This window comes from Mycolicibacterium nivoides (assembly GCF_003855255.1).
GTDB classification, from domain to species: Bacteria; Actinomycetota; Actinomycetes; order Mycobacteriales; family Mycobacteriaceae; genus Mycobacterium; species Mycobacterium nivoides.
This window is the reverse complement of record NZ_CP034072.1, coordinates 4,814,062-4,830,680: the sequence shown is the minus strand read 5'-3', so window position 1 is coordinate 4,830,680 and position 16,619 is coordinate 4,814,062. Positions and strand designations below refer to the sequence as shown.

The 16,619-nt window shown below is 66.7% G+C and carries 18 protein-coding genes and 1 riboswitch; of the genes, 10 read left to right on the top strand and 8 right to left on the bottom strand.

What is annotated here, in order from left to right:
• The first annotated feature begins 22 nt into the window (after nucleotides 1–22).
• Both EH231_RS23585 and EH231_RS23580 read left to right on the top strand, forming a co-directional pair.
• Nucleotides 23–874 (top strand): bifunctional methylenetetrahydrofolate dehydrogenase/methenyltetrahydrofolate cyclohydrolase, encoded by an 852-nt coding sequence (locus tag EH231_RS23585; protein ID WP_090432905.1) that lies wholly within the window; start codon nucleotides 23–25, stop codon nucleotides 872–874.
• Nucleotides 871–1,164 (top strand): DUF3017 domain-containing protein, encoded by a 294-nt coding sequence (locus EH231_RS23580; protein ID WP_044516441.1) that lies wholly within the window; start codon nucleotides 871–873, stop codon nucleotides 1,162–1,164. The genes EH231_RS23585 and EH231_RS23580 overlap by 4 nt, the downstream gene beginning before the upstream one ends.
• Here EH231_RS23580 and erm read toward each other — a convergent pair.
• Entirely contained in the window at nucleotides 1,161–1,901 is a 741-nt protein-coding gene (gene erm / locus EH231_RS23575; RefSeq protein ID WP_090432425.1) for a 23S ribosomal RNA methyltransferase Erm, read from the bottom strand. The two genes, EH231_RS23580 and erm, sit on opposite strands and share 4 nt — an antisense overlap.
• A 210-nt stretch (nucleotides 1,902–2,111) precedes the next feature.
• Here erm and EH231_RS23570 point away from each other — a divergent pair, with 210 nt between their 5' ends.
• Nucleotides 2,112–2,735: a TetR/AcrR family transcriptional regulator gene (locus EH231_RS23570; RefSeq protein WP_090432427.1), complete on the top strand. Its 624-nt coding sequence runs from the start codon at nucleotides 2,112–2,114 to the stop codon at nucleotides 2,733–2,735.
• The gene (locus tag EH231_RS23565) at nucleotides 2,732–4,276 is read left to right on the top strand and encodes an FAD-dependent monooxygenase (protein ID WP_124713455.1); all 1,545 of its coding nucleotides are present in this window, start codon (nucleotides 2,732–2,734) and stop codon (nucleotides 4,274–4,276) included. Before EH231_RS23570 ends, EH231_RS23565 begins: the two co-directional genes overlap by 4 nt.
• On the opposite strand, the gene EH231_RS23560 is transcribed toward EH231_RS23565, so the two are convergent.
• Nucleotides 4,266–4,685, bottom strand: a complete 420-nt coding sequence (locus tag EH231_RS23560) for a nuclear transport factor 2 family protein (RefSeq protein ID WP_124713454.1) — start codon at nucleotides 4,683–4,685, stop codon at nucleotides 4,266–4,268. The two genes, EH231_RS23565 and EH231_RS23560, sit on opposite strands and share 11 nt — an antisense overlap.
• 80 nt (nucleotides 4,686–4,765) lie before the next feature.
• Between EH231_RS23560 and EH231_RS23555 the strand changes: the two genes are divergently transcribed.
• Nucleotides 4,766–5,272 (top strand): winged helix-turn-helix transcriptional regulator, encoded by a 507-nt coding sequence (locus EH231_RS23555; protein ID WP_124713453.1) that lies wholly within the window; start codon nucleotides 4,766–4,768, stop codon nucleotides 5,270–5,272.
• Here EH231_RS23555 and EH231_RS23550 read toward each other — a convergent pair.
• The 3 genes from EH231_RS23550 to EH231_RS23540 are packed head-to-tail and all read right to left on the bottom strand — an operon-like array spanning nucleotide 5,269 to nucleotide 8,479.
• On the bottom strand, nucleotides 5,269–5,997 hold the full coding sequence (locus EH231_RS23550) for a class I SAM-dependent methyltransferase (protein WP_090432435.1): 729 nt from the start codon (nucleotides 5,995–5,997) through the stop codon (nucleotides 5,269–5,271). The genes EH231_RS23555 and EH231_RS23550 overlap by 4 nt on opposite strands.
• A complete protein-coding gene (gene metX, locus EH231_RS23545) occupies nucleotides 5,994–7,124 on the bottom strand; it encodes a homoserine O-acetyltransferase MetX (protein WP_124713452.1) in 1,131 nt (376 codons plus the stop codon). Before metX ends, EH231_RS23550 begins: the two co-directional genes overlap by 4 nt.
• 20 nt (nucleotides 7,125–7,144) lie before the next feature.
• The gene (locus tag EH231_RS23540; RefSeq protein WP_090432439.1) at nucleotides 7,145–8,479 is read right to left on the bottom strand and encodes a bifunctional o-acetylhomoserine/o-acetylserine sulfhydrylase; all 1,335 of its coding nucleotides are present in this window, start codon (nucleotides 8,477–8,479) and stop codon (nucleotides 7,145–7,147) included.
• Nucleotides 8,480–8,649: 170 nt separating this feature from the next.
• Nucleotides 8,650–8,769: riboswitch (SAM riboswitch) on the bottom strand.
• A 277-nt stretch (nucleotides 8,770–9,046) separates the two neighbouring features.
• On the opposite strand from EH231_RS23540, the gene EH231_RS23535 reads away from it, so the two are divergent.
• Complete coding sequence (locus EH231_RS23535; protein WP_124713451.1) at nucleotides 9,047–11,284, top strand: NADP-dependent isocitrate dehydrogenase; 2,238 nt, start codon at nucleotides 9,047–9,049, stop codon at nucleotides 11,282–11,284.
• 128 nt (nucleotides 11,285–11,412) lie between these two features.
• Here EH231_RS23535 and EH231_RS23530 read toward each other — a convergent pair whose 3' ends face one another.
• Nucleotides 11,413–12,246 (bottom strand): epoxide hydrolase EphH, encoded by an 834-nt coding sequence (locus EH231_RS23530; RefSeq protein WP_090432908.1) that lies wholly within the window; start codon nucleotides 12,244–12,246, stop codon nucleotides 11,413–11,415.
• A 99-nt stretch (nucleotides 12,247–12,345) separates the two neighbouring features.
• Between EH231_RS23530 and EH231_RS23525 the strand changes: the two genes are divergently transcribed.
• Nucleotides 12,346–13,137, top strand: a complete 792-nt coding sequence (locus tag EH231_RS23525; protein WP_090432910.1) for an exodeoxyribonuclease III — start codon at nucleotides 12,346–12,348, stop codon at nucleotides 13,135–13,137.
• Here the strand turns inward: EH231_RS23525 and EH231_RS23520 are convergent.
• Entirely contained in the window at nucleotides 13,128–13,745 is a 618-nt protein-coding gene (locus EH231_RS23520) for a TIGR03086 family metal-binding protein (RefSeq protein ID WP_090432444.1), read from the bottom strand. The genes EH231_RS23525 and EH231_RS23520 overlap by 10 nt on opposite strands.
• A gap of 51 nt (nucleotides 13,746–13,796) precedes the next feature.
• Here EH231_RS23520 and EH231_RS23515 point away from each other — a divergent pair, with 51 nt between their 5' ends.
• The 3 genes from EH231_RS23515 to yhjD are packed head-to-tail and all read left to right on the top strand — an operon-like array spanning nucleotide 13,797 to nucleotide 16,297.
• Nucleotides 13,797–14,219, top strand: a complete 423-nt coding sequence (locus tag EH231_RS23515) for a MarR family winged helix-turn-helix transcriptional regulator (protein ID WP_124713450.1) — start codon at nucleotides 13,797–13,799, stop codon at nucleotides 14,217–14,219.
• Nucleotides 14,220–14,243: 24 nt separating this feature from the next.
• Nucleotides 14,244–15,260, top strand: coding sequence for a tryptophan--tRNA ligase (gene trpS, locus EH231_RS23510; protein WP_090432448.1), 1,017 nt, complete (start codon nucleotides 14,244–14,246; stop codon nucleotides 15,258–15,260).
• Nucleotides 15,261–15,280: 20 nt separating this feature from the next.
• On the top strand, nucleotides 15,281–16,297 hold the full coding sequence (yhjD, locus tag EH231_RS23505) for an inner membrane protein YhjD (protein ID WP_090432450.1): 1,017 nt from the start codon (nucleotides 15,281–15,283) through the stop codon (nucleotides 16,295–16,297).
• Here the strand turns inward: yhjD and EH231_RS23500 are convergent.
• Complete coding sequence (locus EH231_RS23500) at nucleotides 16,294–16,611, bottom strand: DMT family transporter (RefSeq protein WP_044516464.1); 318 nt, start codon at nucleotides 16,609–16,611, stop codon at nucleotides 16,294–16,296. The two genes, yhjD and EH231_RS23500, sit on opposite strands and share 4 nt — an antisense overlap.
• Nucleotides 16,612–16,619: the final 8 nt, after the last annotated feature.

Below are 16,619 nucleotides of genomic sequence, written 5' to 3'. Positions count from 1 at the left end.
CGCGACTGACACAATGGGGACCGTGGGTTCCATTGTGTTGGACGGTAAGGCGACGCGCGACGAGATCTTCGTCGACCTCAAGCAGCGTGTAGCGAAGTTGGCCGAAGCCGGCCGGACACCCGGTCTCGGGACCGTGCTGGTCGGTGACGACCCCGGGTCGCAGGCCTACGTGCGCGGCAAGCACGCCGACTGCGCAAAGGTCGGGATCAACTCGATCCGCCGCGACCTTCCCGCCGACATCACGCAGGCCCAGCTCGACGAGACGATCGACGAGCTCAATGCCAACCCGGAGTGCACGGGCTACATCGTGCAGCTGCCGCTGCCCAAGCATCTGGACGAGAACGCCGCGCTGGAGCGTATCGATCCGGCCAAGGATGCCGACGGTCTGCACCCGACGAACCTCGGTCGGCTGGTGCTCGGCAAGGAAGCGCCGCTGCCCTGCACTCCGCGCGGCATCGTGCATCTGCTGCGCCGGTTCGACGTGCCGATCGCCGGGGCGCATGTCGTGGTGATCGGACGTGGGGTCACCGTCGGCCGGCCGATGGGCCTGCTGCTCACCCGGCGTTCGGAGAACGCCACCGTCACGCTCTGCCATACCGGCACCCGGGATCTGCCCGCGCTGACCCGTCAGGCCGACATCATCATCGCCGCTGTCGGTGTGCCGCACATGGTCACCGCGGACATGGTCAAGCCTGGTGCGGCCGTCGTCGACGTCGGCGTGAGCCGGGTGGACGGCAAGCTGACCGGTGACGTCGCGCCCGACGTCTGGGACGTGGCCGGGCATGTGTCGCCCAACCCCGGTGGGGTGGGACCGCTGACGCGCGCGTTCCTGCTGAGCAATGTCGTCGAGCTCGAAGAGTCGAAACTGGCGTGACAGTGAACGAGTTCGTCCGCAAGGTGTTCGCCGGACAGTGGCCGATCCTGGTGGTCGGGCTGATCTTCATCGCGGCGTTCGTCTTGGTGGTGGCGGGCTATTGGCGCCGCGGCGCACTGTTCATCGGAATCGGGGTGGGGGTGGCGGCAGCGCTGCGGCTCGCGCTGACCGACGACCGGGCGGGTCTGCTCGTGGTGCGCTCGCGGACCATCGACTTCGCCACCACCGCGACGGTGAGCGCAGCGGTGCTCTACATCGCCTGGACCATCGACCCGCTGGGCACCAGCTAACTGACGGCGGCGAACAACGCCGCCCACTGTTGGGCGGACAAGTCCCTTGGCAACGCCGATGGATGAATTCCATTGGCCTGCAACCACCGCCGATCTACCTGAGGCCTCAGGATCTGCGCCAGGCCGCGGCCCCGCCCGGTGAACACCTGGTGTACCAACGCCTGATACCGGCGACGCTCGGCGCACGGGATCAACGGCTCATCACGGCGCGTGATGGTCAGCAGCCCGGCGTCCACGCCGGGGCGTGGTCGAAAGGACTCAGCGGAAACCTTTCGTGCCAAACCGAACTCGAACCACGGCCACCACTGTGCCGTCATCATGGTGGCCCCGCCGACGGCGGCCCGCCGCCGGGCCACCTCCCACTGCATCAGCAGTACGGCGTCGGTCCATCCCGGGCCGTACCACAGCCGCCGCAGGATCGCGGTGGTCAGGTGGAAAGGCAGGTTGCCCACCACCACGTGCGGCGTCTGGGGTAGCCGGTACCGCAGGAAGTCGGTACTGACCACCTCGGCCGAGGTTCGGTCCGCGAGTCGTCTGGCCCTCCGGCGGTCGATCTCGATGGCGGTCAGCGGCCGGTCCAGCCGTTGCAGCGGCAGGGTCAGCGCGCCGTCGCCGGCACCGATCTCGACAATGGGACCTGTTGTGCGCGCGACGATTTTGACGATATCGGCGACCACTCGACGGTCGCACAGGAAATTCTGGCCGTACTCATGCCGGCCGTGATGGGTTGAAGACACGGATGCTCCGCAGTCGCAGGGACAAAGCTGCTGCGGCGGATGTTCCGAGGAAGTGAAGATCCGCCGGCTATGTGATGCGCAAGCGGATGTAGGTCACTGACATGGCTGCCACGGTAGGCGTGGTGGCGGCCCGGCTTCAACTGATTTTTCACAGGAAATGCCCAGGAGGCAATATTGCCCAATGGGCAATATTTGGTCTACCGTGAAGGCATGGCACCCGGACTGCGAGAACGTAAGAAGCTCGATACCCGCAGGGCGCTGAGCGATGCGGCGCTGAGCCTGGCATTCGAGCGCGGCCTGGAGAACGTCACCCGCGAGGACATCGCCAACCTGGCCGGGGTCTCGCTGCGCACGTTCACCAACTACTTCGCCGGCAAATACGACGCACTGGCCTACCGGCAGCAGGAACGCATGCGGCGCAGTATCGACATGCTGCGCGCGCGCCCCGCCGACGAGCCGCTGTGGACGGCCATCACCGAATCGGTGATCAAACCGTTGGACGCCGACATGGCCGACGTCTACGGTGTGGAGAACGCACTGCCGACCCGTCAGCAGCTTGGCGAGGTTCGAAAATTGCTGATGATCCCGGAGATTCGCGACGCCACCTTCCGGGGGATGGCCGAGGAATGGGTGGCGGTGATCGCCGAGCGGACCGGCACCGATCCGCGGCGCGATATGTACCCGCGACTCGTCGCCGCCATCGTACGGGCGGTCGGCGATGTCGCGATGGACGTCTACGGAAACTCCGATCCACCAGTGTCTTTCACGTCACTGCTGCGCAAAGGGTTCGCGGCGGTGGCCGCGGGCCTGCCTGAACCGGGAGGGAAGAATTGAAACACACAACAGATCAGGTAGATGTCGTCATCTCGGGCGCGGGTCCCAACGGCCTGCTGGTGGCGGGGGAGTTGGCCCTGGCCGGGTTGCGGCCCGTGGTGCTCGAGCAGCTGGCTGAGCCCAGCCCGGAGCTCAAGGCCAACGGCATTGTCGGACAGGCCAATCGCGTGCTCGACCTTCGCGGCTTGTATCAGACGTTGAGTGGATCGGATGAGCCTCCGCAGCCAATGGACGGCTACATCTTCGCGGGCATGCAGGTGCCGTTCACCGACGTCGTGGACAACCCCATGTACGGCATGCTGATTCAGCAGCCCCGAGTGGTGCGCGAACTGGCGGACTGGGTTCGGGGCCTGGGGGCGCAGATCCGGTGGGGACATGAACTCACCGATTTCGAGCAGGGATCCGACGGCGTGGTCCTCGATGTCTCATCACCTGAGGGGAACTACCGGTTGCCGGCCACCTACCTCGTCGGTGCCGACGGCGGACGCAGTCCGGTCAGGAAGAAGGCGGGCATCGACTTTCCCGGGCTGACCACCGATGTCATAGCGCGAGTGGCCCACATCAGCCTGCCGGACGAGTTACGCACCGGCTACGGTGCGCTGAACGTCCCGGGTGTCGGGCAAATCCCGTTCGGTCACAACCGGTTCGAAGGCGGTGTGCTGATCTATGCGGAGTTCCAAGCGGGCCGATCGATGCTCGGGACCATCGAATACGGTTCGGTCCTGCCCGAGGACGCTCCTGAGTTGACCATCGACGAACTGCGCGAGAGCGTGAAGCGGGTGGTCGGGGCCGACCTGCCGGTGGAACCGCCGAGCGGGCCGGGGCCGCACGCCCTGCGGCGGATCAATGGTCAGAACACCCGTCAGGCCTCGCAGTACCGCGCCGGCAATGTCTTCCTGGTGGGCGATGCCGCCCACGTCCATTCGGCGATGGGCGGGCCCGGCCTTAACCTGGGCATGCAGGATGCGATGAACCTGGGCTGGAAACTCGCAGCCGCCGTGCAGGGATGGGCGCCGGACGGCTTGCTGGACAGCTATCACAGTGAGCGCTGGCCGGCCGGGCAGCGAGTGATGATGCATTCGATGGCTCAGGCTGCCCTGATGGCTGCCGGTCCCGAAGTCACGGCGCTCCGAACGCTTTTCGGTGAGCTGCTGGCGACGCCGGACGGCTCGGCGCACATCGCCGGCGTGCTTGCCGGTTCCGATGTCCGCTACGACGTCGGCGATGGGCACAGGCTGTCCGGGCGCTTCGTCCCGGCGTTGACGTTGTCCGACGGCCGCCGGATCGCGCAACTGTTGCACCGCGGACGTCCCGTACTGCTCGACCTGTCCGGCGGCGGCTGTGCCGACGCGGCCTCGGGCTGGCGGGATCGGGTCGACGTCGTCGAGGCGACCGTTGCTGATCGGCCTGCCGCGGCGCTGTTGATCCGGCCTGACGGCTACGTCGCCTGGGCCGCAGACGAATTCGACCACGACGGGCTGCGTGCGGCTCTGGAGCGCTGGTTCGGCCCGGAGACCGAGGTGTCCGCGCTCAGCGCCTGAGGGCGCGGCGCAGGACGCCGGGATGGCGGACGAGTTTCGGTCCGAGCCGCATGGCGAACACCGTGGTCGCAAGCCACGGCCGCAGGTGCGGACGCAGGCGTCGGATCCGCCCGCTTCCATCGAGTTCGAACACCAGCGCATCGGTGATGGTGACGCCCGCGACCCGGCCCTCGCTGATCGCGACGCGGGTCGGACCGTCGCCGATCACTTCGTCCCAGGTGAGGTCTCGCAGGTCGCCGTACACCGCGGCGAGCAGCTGCCGAAGATCGTGGTGACCCCGGAACACCATTCGGCCGGAGAGCGGTGAGACCAGCTCCGCATCGGGCGCGAGGGTCGCGACGAGCGCGTCGAGGTCGTTGGTGCGGGTGGCGTCGCAGAACGCGGCGACCGAATCGGTAGTCGTTGTCATGCCCTGTCCTCACCTGGATTGCGATTTGCAACCTACTCAACCGCAGTTCATTGCGAATTGCAATGGACTACGGTTGAGGGGTGCCGAAACAGTCCTTCAGCGACATCTCGTGCTCGATCGCACGTGCTGTCGAGGTGGTGGGGCAGCGGTGGACGCCGCTGGTCTTGCGCGACCTGTTCGCGGGGATGACGCGGTTCGAGGACATCCGGCGCGATCTCGGTATCGCGTCGAACATCCTGGCCGCGCGCCTGGACGAACTCGAACGCCACGGGGTGGTGGAACGCCGCCGGTACCAGAGTGCGCCGCCGCGCTATGAGTACCTGCTCACCGACAAAGGGCGCGATCTGTACCCGGTGATCGCGACACTGCTCGCCTGGGGAGACAAGTGGCTGGCCGACGCGGACGGACCGCCGGCGCTGATCGTCCACAGCGAATGCGGTCGCGTCACTACGGCCAAGACCGTGTGCGCACAGTGCGGAGGCGAACTCGACGCGGCGACGGCAACGGCCGCCCCAGGCCCCGGCGCCCGGCCGGGCCCCGGCACCGCCGTCATCGGCGAGTTCATCCTCGGCCGCTCAACGGCCTAGGCCAGAGTCGCCCGGATGCCCACCGTGACGTAGGGCAACGCCAGCCCCGACGAGTTGGCCAGCGCCGGGTGCGTGGCCAGCAGTTCGCGGACCTGCTCCAGCGTCCGGGTGCGCACCTTCTCCGGTGAGGTGATGCAGTAGCTGCGAGAGGCCACCAGATCGATGAGGGCCTGGGGTGTCAGGTAACTCGTCCACTCCACCTGATGCCGTTCGATCTCTCCGAACGGCTCGGCCAACGTCACCTCGTTGTTGAACGGATCATGTTCGGGGCCGATGATCCGGCCCAGATCCTTGACCCAGCCCAGCCTTTCGTCGCGCGTGTTCCACACCAGGCCCAGCCGGCCGCCGGGGCGCAGCACCCGGCTGACCTCCTTGACGGCCCGCTCGGGGTCGAACCAGTGCCAGGCCTGGGCCACCAGCACCGCGTCGACGCTGTTGTCGGCCAGCGGGATCTCCTCGGCCGTGCCCAGCAGTGCCGGGGTGTCCGGCAGTGAGTTCGACAGCAGCTCAAGCATTTCCGGGATGGGATCGACGGCGATCACGTCGAGCCCCCGCTCGACGAGCCGGGTGGTCAGCTTGCCGGTGCCTGCGCCAAGGTCCAGCACATCTTGGGCGCCCTCGGGGAGCAGCCAGTCGATCGTCTCCGGCGGATACGACGGCCGGCCGCGTTCGTATGCCGCGGCTTCTGAGCCGAAGGACAGGGAACGCTGCTTGGGCGAGCTCACCGCTGTGCCAGCTCCAGCGTGCGGCGGATCAACTTGCCCACCACTTCCGTCTCGACCAGGAAGCCGTCGTGGCCATACGCCGAGTCGACGACGTCCAGGCCGTTGCAGCCGGGCAGCAACTCGGCCAGTTCCTGCTGTAGCCGGATGGGGTAGAGCCGGTCGGACGTGATCCCGCCGACGATGACGGGCACGGGACAACCGCGCAGCGCACTGGCGACTCCGCCGCGGCCACGGCCCACATCGTGGGTGGACAACGCGTCCGAGAGGGCCACATAGGTACCCGGGTCGAATCGACGGGCCAGTTTGCCGCCCTGGTATTCCAGGTAGCTCTGCACTCCGTAACGCCCGCCGGTGGTCGGATCCTCGTCGCCCTGGGCGTCGTTGCCGAACCGCTCGTCGAGCTCTTCCTCGCCGCGATAGGTCAGGTGCGCGAAGCGCCGGGCGATCTCCATGCCGGCCAGCGGGGCCCGGTCGGTGCCGTAGTAGTCGCCGCCCTGCCAATCCGGATCGGCCTTGATCGCGGCCACCTGGGTGCTCTGGGTGCCGATCTGATCGGCGGTGGCGCGGGCACCGACAGCCAGGACGAGTCCGGCCCGGACTTCGTCGGGGTGCCCGACGAGCCACTCCAGCGCGCGGGCTCCACCCATCGACCCGCCGACCACTGCAGCCACCTCGGTGATGCCGAAGGCTGCCAGTGCGGCCCGGTCGGCCTCGACCTGGTCGCGGATCGTGATCTGGGGAAACCTTGAGCCCCAGGGCTTTCCGTCGGGGGCGAGTGAGCCGGGCCCGGTGGACCCGCGGCACCCGCCGAGCACATTGGTCGATATCGCGCACCACTGGTCGGTGTCGATCGGGGCGCCCGGTCCGGCCACCCCGTCCCACCAACCTGCGGTCGGATGTCCGTCGCCGGCCGGTCCCGTGACGTGGGAGTCGCCGGTCAGTGCGTGTAGCACCACCACCACGTTGTCGCGTGTGGGTGACAGTTCACCCCAGCGCTGCACGGCGATCGACACGTCGGGCAGGACGGTGCCGTTCTCTAGCGTCAGGGCACCGATGTGCACCACGCTGATCTCGCCTTCGGCAGGCAGAGGGAGGGTGGACACGGCTGGTTCTTCGGTGATCGTCATGCCGGTCTTCTCTCGCCGTCCTACACCGTCGCCGCAGTCTGCGGGACGCCGCTGAACGGACGGGCGGCGGCGAATCCCTGTTCCAGGTCGGCCAGGATGTCGTCGATTCCCTCGATGCCGACGGCCAGCCGCACCAGGCCGGGGGTGACGCCGGTCGACAGCTGCTCTTCGGGAGAGAGCTGGGCGTGGGTGGTCGAGGCGGGGTGGATCACCAGGGACCGCACGTCGCCGATGTTGGCGACGTGGCTGTGCAGGGTCAGGGCGTTGACGAACGCCTTGCCGGCCTCGATCCCGCCCTCCAGCTCGAAGGCGAGCACGGCGCCGGTGCCCTTGGGGGCGATGGTCCGGCCCAGCTCGTACCAGGGCGAGGTGGGGAGTCCGGCGTAGTTCACCGAGGTGACGCCGGAGTGCCCGGCCAGGAACTCGGCGACCTTCTGCGCGTTGGCCACATGGCGTTCAACACGCAGTGACAGCGTTTCCAATCCCTGGGCGATCAAAAAGGCGTTGAAGGGGGCGATCGCGCTGCCCAGGTCGCGCAGCAGCTGCACCCGGGCCTTGAGCGCGTAGGCGGGCGGACCGAGCTCGGAGAACACCACGCCGTGGTAGCTGGGGTCCGGTGTCGTAAACCCAGGGAAGCGTCCACTCGATGTCCAGTCGAAGTTGCCGCTGTCGACGATCACGCCGGCGATCGCCGAACCGTGGCCACCGAGGTACTTGGTGGCCGAGTGCACGACGATGTCGGCGCCGAGCGCGATCGGCTGGATCAGGTACGGGGTGGCGATGGTGTTGTCGACGATCAGCGGGACACCGTTCTCGTGTGCCACGGCGGACACGTTCGGGATGTCGAGAATGTCGATCTGGGGGTTGGAGATGGTCTCGGCGAAGAAGGCCTTGGTGTTCGGCCGCACCGCGGCCCGCCAGCTGTCCAGGCTGTCGGGGTCCTCGACGAAGCTGACCTCGATGCCCAGCTTGGGCAGCGTGTAGTGGAACAGGTTGTACGTGCCGCCGTAGAGCCTGGGGCTGGACACGATGTGGTCGCCGGCGCCGGCCAGGTTGAGGATGGCGAAGGTCTCGGCGGCCTGGCCCGAGGACAGCAGCAGCGCGGCGACGCCGCCTTCGAGTGCGGCGATGCGCTGCTCGACGACGTCGGTGGTGGGGTTACCGATGCGGGTGTAGATGTTGCCCGGCTCGGCCAGCCCGAACAGGGCGGCGGCGTGGTCGGTGCTGTCGAAGGTGTAGGACGTGGTCTGGTAGATCGGCAGGGCCCGGGCCTTCGTGGCGGCATCGGGGCTCTGACCCGCGTGGACCTGCTTGGTCTCGAACGACCAGTTCGCGACGATTTCGGGGTTTGTCATGGCTGGGGTGTCTCCTCCGTGAAGGGGATGAAGAAGGTAGTTAGTGCGGTCGGCTACCGGGCGCCGGGCCTGTCGTCGATCACGACGGGCTGACACCTTGGGTTCACTGACACATACACATGGCTGGCCTCCATCAGGTTTCCCTGTCTGTCTGGGGGCCCGTACCTTCGGACCCGCGCTTGCCTTACAGCCGCGAACGACTGCTCAACCTGGTCATCACCCGGGGCACCCCACCGCGGTTGGAGGGTTGCCGGCCAGCAAGCCGGGGCTTGATGCTGACACTCATGACCGGTCTGCAGCTTATCGCAACGCGCTGAGGCGGTGCCAGTCGGTTCTTCGGAGTGTTTGCCGGTTCTGCGCCGACGGGACTGAAACACGTTCAGTTCGGTGGGCGCGCCGAGGCGCCGGACGGCTCGCCGTAACCGAAAGTTACTGGTCAGTAATGAAAGCTGCTCCTTCGCGGCCGTTCGCGCCCTTGTAGTCTGGCCCGCGATACAGAGCAGCGAAAAACCGCGGGTGACAACGAGTGATCCTCGTCCAACCCAGACTGACGCCGGGAGAGCAACCATGACTGCCCAGCAGCCGACCATCATCTACACGCTGACCGACGAGGCGCCGCTGCTTGCGACGTACTCCTTCTTGCCGATCATCCGGGCCTTTGCAGAGCCGGCGGGTATCGAAATCCAGACCAGTGACATCTCGGTGGCGGCCCGCATCCTGGCCGAATTCGGTGACTATCTGACCGAGGACCAGAAGGTCCCGGACAACCTCGGTGAGCTGGGCCGCCTCACGCAGCTGCCCGAAACCAACATCATCAAGCTGCCCAACATCAGCGCTTCGGTCCCGCAGCTCGTGGCCGCGGTCAAGGAGCTGCAGGAGAAGGGCTACGCGGTTCCCGACTACCCGGGTGACCCCAAGACCGACGATGAGAAGGCGATCCGCGATCGCTACTCGAAGATCCTCGGCAGCGCGGTCAACCCCGTTCTGCGTGAAGGCAACTCGGACCGCCGCGCACCCAAGGCGGTCAAGGAGTACGCGCGCAAGCACCCGCACAGCATGGGTGAGTGGTCGCAGGCCTCGCGGACCCATGTCGCCACCATGAAGACCGGCGACTTCTACCACGGTGAGAAGTCGATGACGCTGGACAAGGCGCGCAACGTACGCATGGAGCTGGAGACGGCATCCGGCGAGACTGTCGTGCTGAAGCCCGAGGTCAAGCTCGACGCGGGCGACGTCATCGACTCGATGTACATGAGCAAGAAAGCGCTGATCGAGTTCTACGAGGAGCAGATCGAGGACGCCTACAAGACCGGCGTGATGTTCTCGCTGCACGTCAAGGCGACCATGATGAAGGTCAGCCACCCGATCGTGTTCGGCCACGCCGTCAAGGTCTTCTACAAGGACGCCTTCGCCAAGCATCAGAAGCTGTTCGACGAGCTCGGTGTCAACGTCAATAACGGTCTGTCGGACCTCTACAGCAAGATCGAGGCGCTGCCGGCTTCGCAGCGTGAGGAGATCATCGAGGACCTGCACCGCTGCCATGAGCACCGGCCGGAGCTGGCCATGGTGGATTCGGCAAAGGGCATCTCGAACTTCCACTCGCCCAGCGACGTCATCGTCGACGCGTCGATGCCGGCGATGATCCGCCTCGGCGGCAAGATGTACGGCGCCGACGGCCGCACCAAGGACACCAAGGCCGTCAACCCGGAGTCGACGTTCTCCCGGATGTACCAGGAAGTGATCAACTTCTGTAAGACCCACGGCCAGTTCGATCCGACCACCATGGGAACGGTGCCCAACGTCGGTCTGATGGCACAGCAGGCCGAGGAGTACGGCAGCCACGACAAGACCTTCGAGATCCCGCAGGCCGGTGTGGCCAAGATCGTCGACATCGAATCCGGCGAGGTGCTGCTGAGCCAGGAGGTCGAGGAGGGCGACATCTGGCGGATGCCGGTCGTCAAGGATGCCCCGATCCGGGACTGGGTCAAGCTGGCCGTCAATCGGGCTCGGTTGTCCGGAATGCCTGCCGTGTTCTGGCTCGATGACGAGCGCCCGCACGAGAACGAACTGCGCAAGAAGGTCAAGGCGTACCTCAAGGAAGAGGACACCGAGGGCCTGGAGATCACGATCCTGCCGCAGGTCTGGGCCATGCGCTACACCCTGGAGCGACTGATCCGCGGCAAGGACACCATCTCGGTGACCGGCAACATCCTGCGTGACTACTTGACCGACCTGTTCCCGATCCTGGAGTTGGGCACTAGCGCCAAGATGCTCTCGATCGTGCCGTTGATGGCCGGTGGCGGGCTGTACGAGACCGGTGCCGGCGGCTCGGCGCCCAAGCACGTCCATCAGCTGGTGGAGGAGAACCACCTGCGCTGGGATTCGCTGGGCGAGTTCCTCGCGTTGGGCGCCAGCCTGGAGGATCTGGGCAACAAGACTGACAACGCGAAGGCCAAGGTGCTGGCTGCCACGCTGGACACCGCGACCGGAGAGTTGTTGAACGAGAACAAGTCCCCGTCGCGCAAGACCGGTGAGCTGGACAACCGCGGCAGCCAGTTCTACCTCGCGCTGTACTGGGCGCAGGCGCTGGCCGAGCAGACCGAGGACAAGGAGCTGGCCGCGCACTTCGCGCCGCTGGCCAAGGCGCTCGGCGAGCAGGAGCAGGCCATCGTCGCCGAACTCAATGCGGCGCAGGGCAAACCGGCCGACATCGGTGGCTACTACTACCCGGACCCCGAGAAAACCGCCGCGGTGATGCGTCCGAGCAAGACGCTCAACGACACGCTGGCGGCCTCCGAGGGCTGAGATCGGGGCTCGGCGCGGCAATCGTCCGCGCCGAGCCTGCGCTCAGATCCCCGAGCCTGCGCTCAGATCCTCAAAACGCCCGAATTCTCGATCTGTGCGCAGACTGGATGTCCCGCGCGCATGGTCGATCACCCCGTTGCGCGCGTTTGACCGATGTGCCGGTCGACGAACTCGGTGATCACCCCGGTGATGGTGTCTGGCGCCTCGAACATCGGGACGTGTCCCACTCCCTTGAGCGTGGTCACCACCGCGTCCGGCGCCAGGCTCCTGGTGAAGTGCCGGGTGAATCGTGGTGCCGGCAGCACGCGGTCCTTCTCGCAGATCACCAGCTGGGTCGGGGTGTGAGAATCGCCGATCTCCATCAGCCCCGGGGTGGTCAGTGCCTTCACCATGAGCTTGAAATACGCGGGGCAGTGCGCGACGTCGTCGATCAGGTCGTGGCGGTCACCGGCGTTGAGCACCTCGGGTGTGGCGCTGACGGCCAGGTATGAGATCTGCTCGGACAGCGGAAGTTTCAGCACCTTCTGACGCAATGCCGCGGTGGCCAGCACCACCGGCAGGGCTGCCATGAACTTGGCGATGATCTCGTACTTGGCGAGGGTGAACATCGACCAGCCGCCCGCGGGGGCGATGCCGGTCAGTGTGCGGGCCCGGCCGCGGCGTTCCAGTTCGAAGGCCACCCAGCCGCCCAGCGAGTTCCCGACGATGTGCGCGGTGGTCCAGCCGAGCTCGTCGAGCCGGCGTTCGACATCGTCGGCCAGCGTCGCGACGTCGAGGAGCATCGGCGCGTGCGCGCCGCCGTGATGGCCGGCCATGGTCGGGGCGAACACGTCGTAGCGGCCGGTCCGCGCGAGCTGCGGTGCGACGTACTTCCACACGCTCTGCGACAACAGGAACGGATGCAGCAGCAGGATCGGGTCGCCGTCGGGGGTGCCGAGGTGGATGGGAGCACGTTCAGCCATGCCGCCCGACATTAAGGTGATACCGCCGGTACCGCAAGAGGGTGTCGGTGGGTGTCGGCGGCGGTCGGTAGGGTCTTGGCCGTGGCATCTCCGGGACCTCTGACCGTCAGCACCATCAACGTCAACGGCATTCGCGCCGCGGTCAAGCAGCGGTCCACAGACAATCTCGGCCTGCTGCCCTGGCTCAAGGAAACCGAGGCCGACGTCGTGTGTCTGCAGGAGACCCGCGCCGACGACGAGCAGCTCAGCGATGCCTTGGCGCCGGCCCTGGCCGACGGCTGGAACGTCGCCTCGGCCGAACCGCATGTCAAGGGCCGCAACGGGGTTGCGGTGTTGTCCCGGCATCCCATCGAGGCGTCGCGGCTGCTGGTCTCCGACGAGTTCGAGGCCCACGGGCGCTACCTCGAGGTGGATACCGCGGGGGTGACGGTGGCCAGCGTGTACGTCCCGACCGGGGAGGCCGAGACGGACCGGCAGCTGGAGAAGGAACGGTTCATGGCCACCATCGCCGCGCGGATGGCCGAGCTGCATGGTCGCGACGCGGTGCTGTGCGGTGACTGGAACATCGCGCACACCGAGAACGACATCAAGAACTGGAAGGGCAACGTCAAGAAGGCCGGCTTCCTGCCCAGCGAACGGGCGTGGCTCACCGAGCTGCTCGGAACGGGCTGGGTGGACGTGGTGCGGGTACTGCATCCCGATGTGGCCGGGCCCTACAGCTGGTGGTCGTGGCGCGGCAAGGCCTTCGACAACGACGCCGGTTGGCGCATCGACTATCACCTGGCCAGCCCGACGCTGGCGGGCAGGGCCACATCCGCATGGGTGGATCGGGCCGAGCTGTACGCACTGCGATGGTCGGATCACTCACCGGTGACGGTCAGTTACGGCTGACGCCAGTCCGGGCGCCGGCCCAGATGTAGCAGGACCTTGTCGAAATCTGTTGCCCCCGAGGCATTGACGGCCCGGTCGAACGGTGAGGCCGGACTGTCGCGGAAGTCGCCGTCGGGGATCGCCATCACCAACGGGAGGACGGCGGCGACGACGTCGTCCGGCAATCCGTAGGCCGCACCGAGGGCGGCCGCGACATCCCAGCCGTGCACCGCGTAGTCGACGAGGTGGAATCCGATCGCCAGCGCGCCAGGGAACGTCGCATCCGGTCCGAACTCGGGTAGGGCGAACGTCGCCTCGGTGATCCCGTCGGCGGCGAAGGCGTCGAGCACGTCGTGCGCGGCCGCGGTGTATGTGCCGACGGGGTCGGCACGCACGGCGTCGGCCACTGTCTCGACGTTCCAGTGCGCTTCATCTGAACCGTGTCCGCGGGCAGCGGCGGCGAACCCGCGATGCTGCACGGTCATGTGGGCCAGCAGATCGCCCAGCGTCCACCCCGCGCAGGGGGTGGGGCGGTCCAGGTCGGATGTGCGGACAGCGTCGACGACATCGACGGAGCGCAGGACGGCGACGCGGTGCAGGGGGCGTACATCGGTTTCAATAGTAGGCATACGCTTACGATAAGCGCGAGCACATCATATGGCAACGCTTACGCTGATCGAATGTCGAAGCGCCCCGACCTGGCGGCCATGCTCGCCCCGTTGTTGCGCGAGATGATCGCCGCCGAACAGCCGGTCCTCGACGCCCATGGCCTGTCGATGTGGGGCTACGTCGTCCTGCTCACGTTGGACCGCTCCTCGGTGCGGACGCAGGCGGCCCTGGCCGACGCGATCGGCGCCGACAAGACCCGCATCATCCGCACCCTCGATGACCTGCAACAGCAGGGCTTCATCGAGCGCGAGGCCGACCCCGACGACCGCCGTGCGAGGCTGCTGGCCATCACCGATGCGGGGCGTGCGGTCAAGGACGCGGTCCAGCGCGACATCCAGCGCGGGGAGGAGCGTTGGCTGGGTGAGCTGACTGCGGACGACCGGAAAGTGTTCCTGCGGGTGCTGCAGCAGCTGACCCGCGAAGAATCCGGATGACGCCAGTGCGAAAATCAGATCATCATGAGTAGCGGAAGCAAACAGGTCGTGTTCTCGGGCGCCCAGCCCACCTCTGACTCCCTGCACCTGGGAAATGCCCTGGGTGCCGTCACGCACTGGGCGCAGCTGCAGGACGGTTACGAGGCGTTCTTCTGTGTCGTCGACCAGCACGCCATTACCGTGCCGCAGGACCCCGAAATCCTGCGCCGGCGCACGCTGGTGACCGCCGCGCAGTACCTGGCGCTGGGCATCGACCCGACGCGCAGCACCGTGTTCGTTCAGAGCCATGTGCCCGAGCACAGCCAATTGGCTTGGGTACTGGGATGTTTCACCGGTTTCGGTCAGGCATCGCGGATGACACAGTTCAAGGACAAGTCGCAGAAGCAGGGCGCGGACGCCACCACGGTGGGTCTGTTCACCTATCCGGTGCTGATGGCCGCCGACGTGCTGCTCTACGACACCGATCTGGTCCCGGTCGGGGAGGATCAGCGCCAGCACCTGGAGTTGGCCCGGGACCTCGCGCAGCGATTCAACGCCCGGTTCCCGGACACCTTCGTGGTGCCCGAGGCGATGATCCCCAAGGCCACCGCCAAGATCTACGACCTACAGGACCCGTCTGCGAAGATGAGCAAGTCGGCGGCCAGTGACGCCGGGCTGATCAGCCTGCTCGACGATCCGAAGGCCACGGCCAAGAAGATCCGCTCGGCGGTGACCGACAGCGAGCGGGAGATCCGGTTCGATCAGGAGAACAAGCCGGGCATCTCGAACCTGCTGACCATCCAGTCCGCGGTGACCGGTACCGACGTCGACAAGTTGGTCGAAGGTTATGCGGGCCGTGGCTATGGCGATCTCAAGAAGGAGACCGCCGAGGCCGTGGTGGAGTTCGTCACGCCGATCAAGACCCGCGTCGACGAATTGCTGGATGACCCGGCCGAACTCCAGTCGGTTCTGGCCGCAGGGGCGGAACACGCCCGGGAGGTGGCCGGGAAGACACTCGCTCGGGTTTACGACAGGATAGGGTTTCTCCAGCAAACACCATAAGCGCCAGGGAGGGGTTGGCGGTGGACGAGCCCGAGAAGCCGGGACTGCTCGACCGTGTGCGCGCGCGCTTTCCCTGGTTCGACCATGTGATGCGGGCGCAGGAGCGCTACAACGACTGCAACGGCAACTTCTATGCCGCTGGGATCACGTATTTCACCATCTTCGCGCTGTTCCCGCTGCTGATGGTCGGCTTCGCTGCCGGCGGTTTCCTGCTGTCGCGGCGGCCCGATCTGCTCGAAGAGATCGAGCAGCGGATTCGGCAAGCGGTGTCGGGTGATCTCGGCCAGCAACTGGTGACCCTGATGGACTCGGCCATTGCCTCGCGCGGCACGGTCGGCGTGATCGGTCTCGCGACCGCGGCGTGGGCCGGCCTGGGCTGGATGGCGAACCTGCGCGAGGCGCTGAGCCAGATGTGGGAGCAACGCGCCGAGTCCAACTTTGTCGGCAACAAGCTCTCCGACCTGCTGGCCCTGGTGTCGGCGTTTCTGGCGATGGTGATCACCATCGGGCTGACCGTGCTCGGCGACCCAGCGTTGATGCGGAAGGTGTTGCGCTGGCTCGGTGTTCACGACGGCGCCCTGCTCGGTGGCGGGTTGCGTGTCATATCGATCGTCGTCTCGGTCTCGATCTCGTGGCTCCTGTTCAGCTGGATCATCTCCCGATTGCCGCGCGAGCCGGTGCCCTTCCGCCGGTCGATCCGGGCCGGCCTCCTGGCCGCCGTGGGCTTCGAGATCTTCAAGCAGGTAGCGTCGATCTACCTGCAGTCCGTGCTGGGCGGGCCCGCGGGCGCGACATTCGGCCCGGTGCTGGGCCTGATGGTGTTCGCCTACGTCACCGCGCGGCTGATCTTGTTCGCGACTGCCTGGGCGGCGACGTCCACGGAGAGCCTGGCCGAGGCGCCCGTGCCACCACCGAACCCCGCGCAGATCGTCACCAGGGTGCAGGTCCACGAGGGGATCGGGGTGTCCGGCGCTTTGGCCGCGGCCGCCATGGGAGCCATTGGTGCTCTCGGGCTTTCGCGGTTACTGCGGCGTTAGTGGCTGACGGCCTTCAGGCCGACGATGCAGCCGACGACGCCGAGCATGAGTACCACCTTGATCACCGAAGCGGATTCGGCGCCGGTGATCATTGCGTAGCCGACGGTGAGCACCGCGCCGATGCCCACCCATATCGCGTAGCTGGTGCCAGGGGGCAGGCTGCGCATCGCGATGGCCAGTCCAACCATCGAGAACGCAAGGGCCACGAAGAACACGACTGACGGAACCAGGCGGGTGAAGCCCTCGGTCTTGCTCAGGGCGGTCGCCCATACGGCTTCGAGGACACCTGAGATGACGAGAATCAACCAGGCCATGGCACACC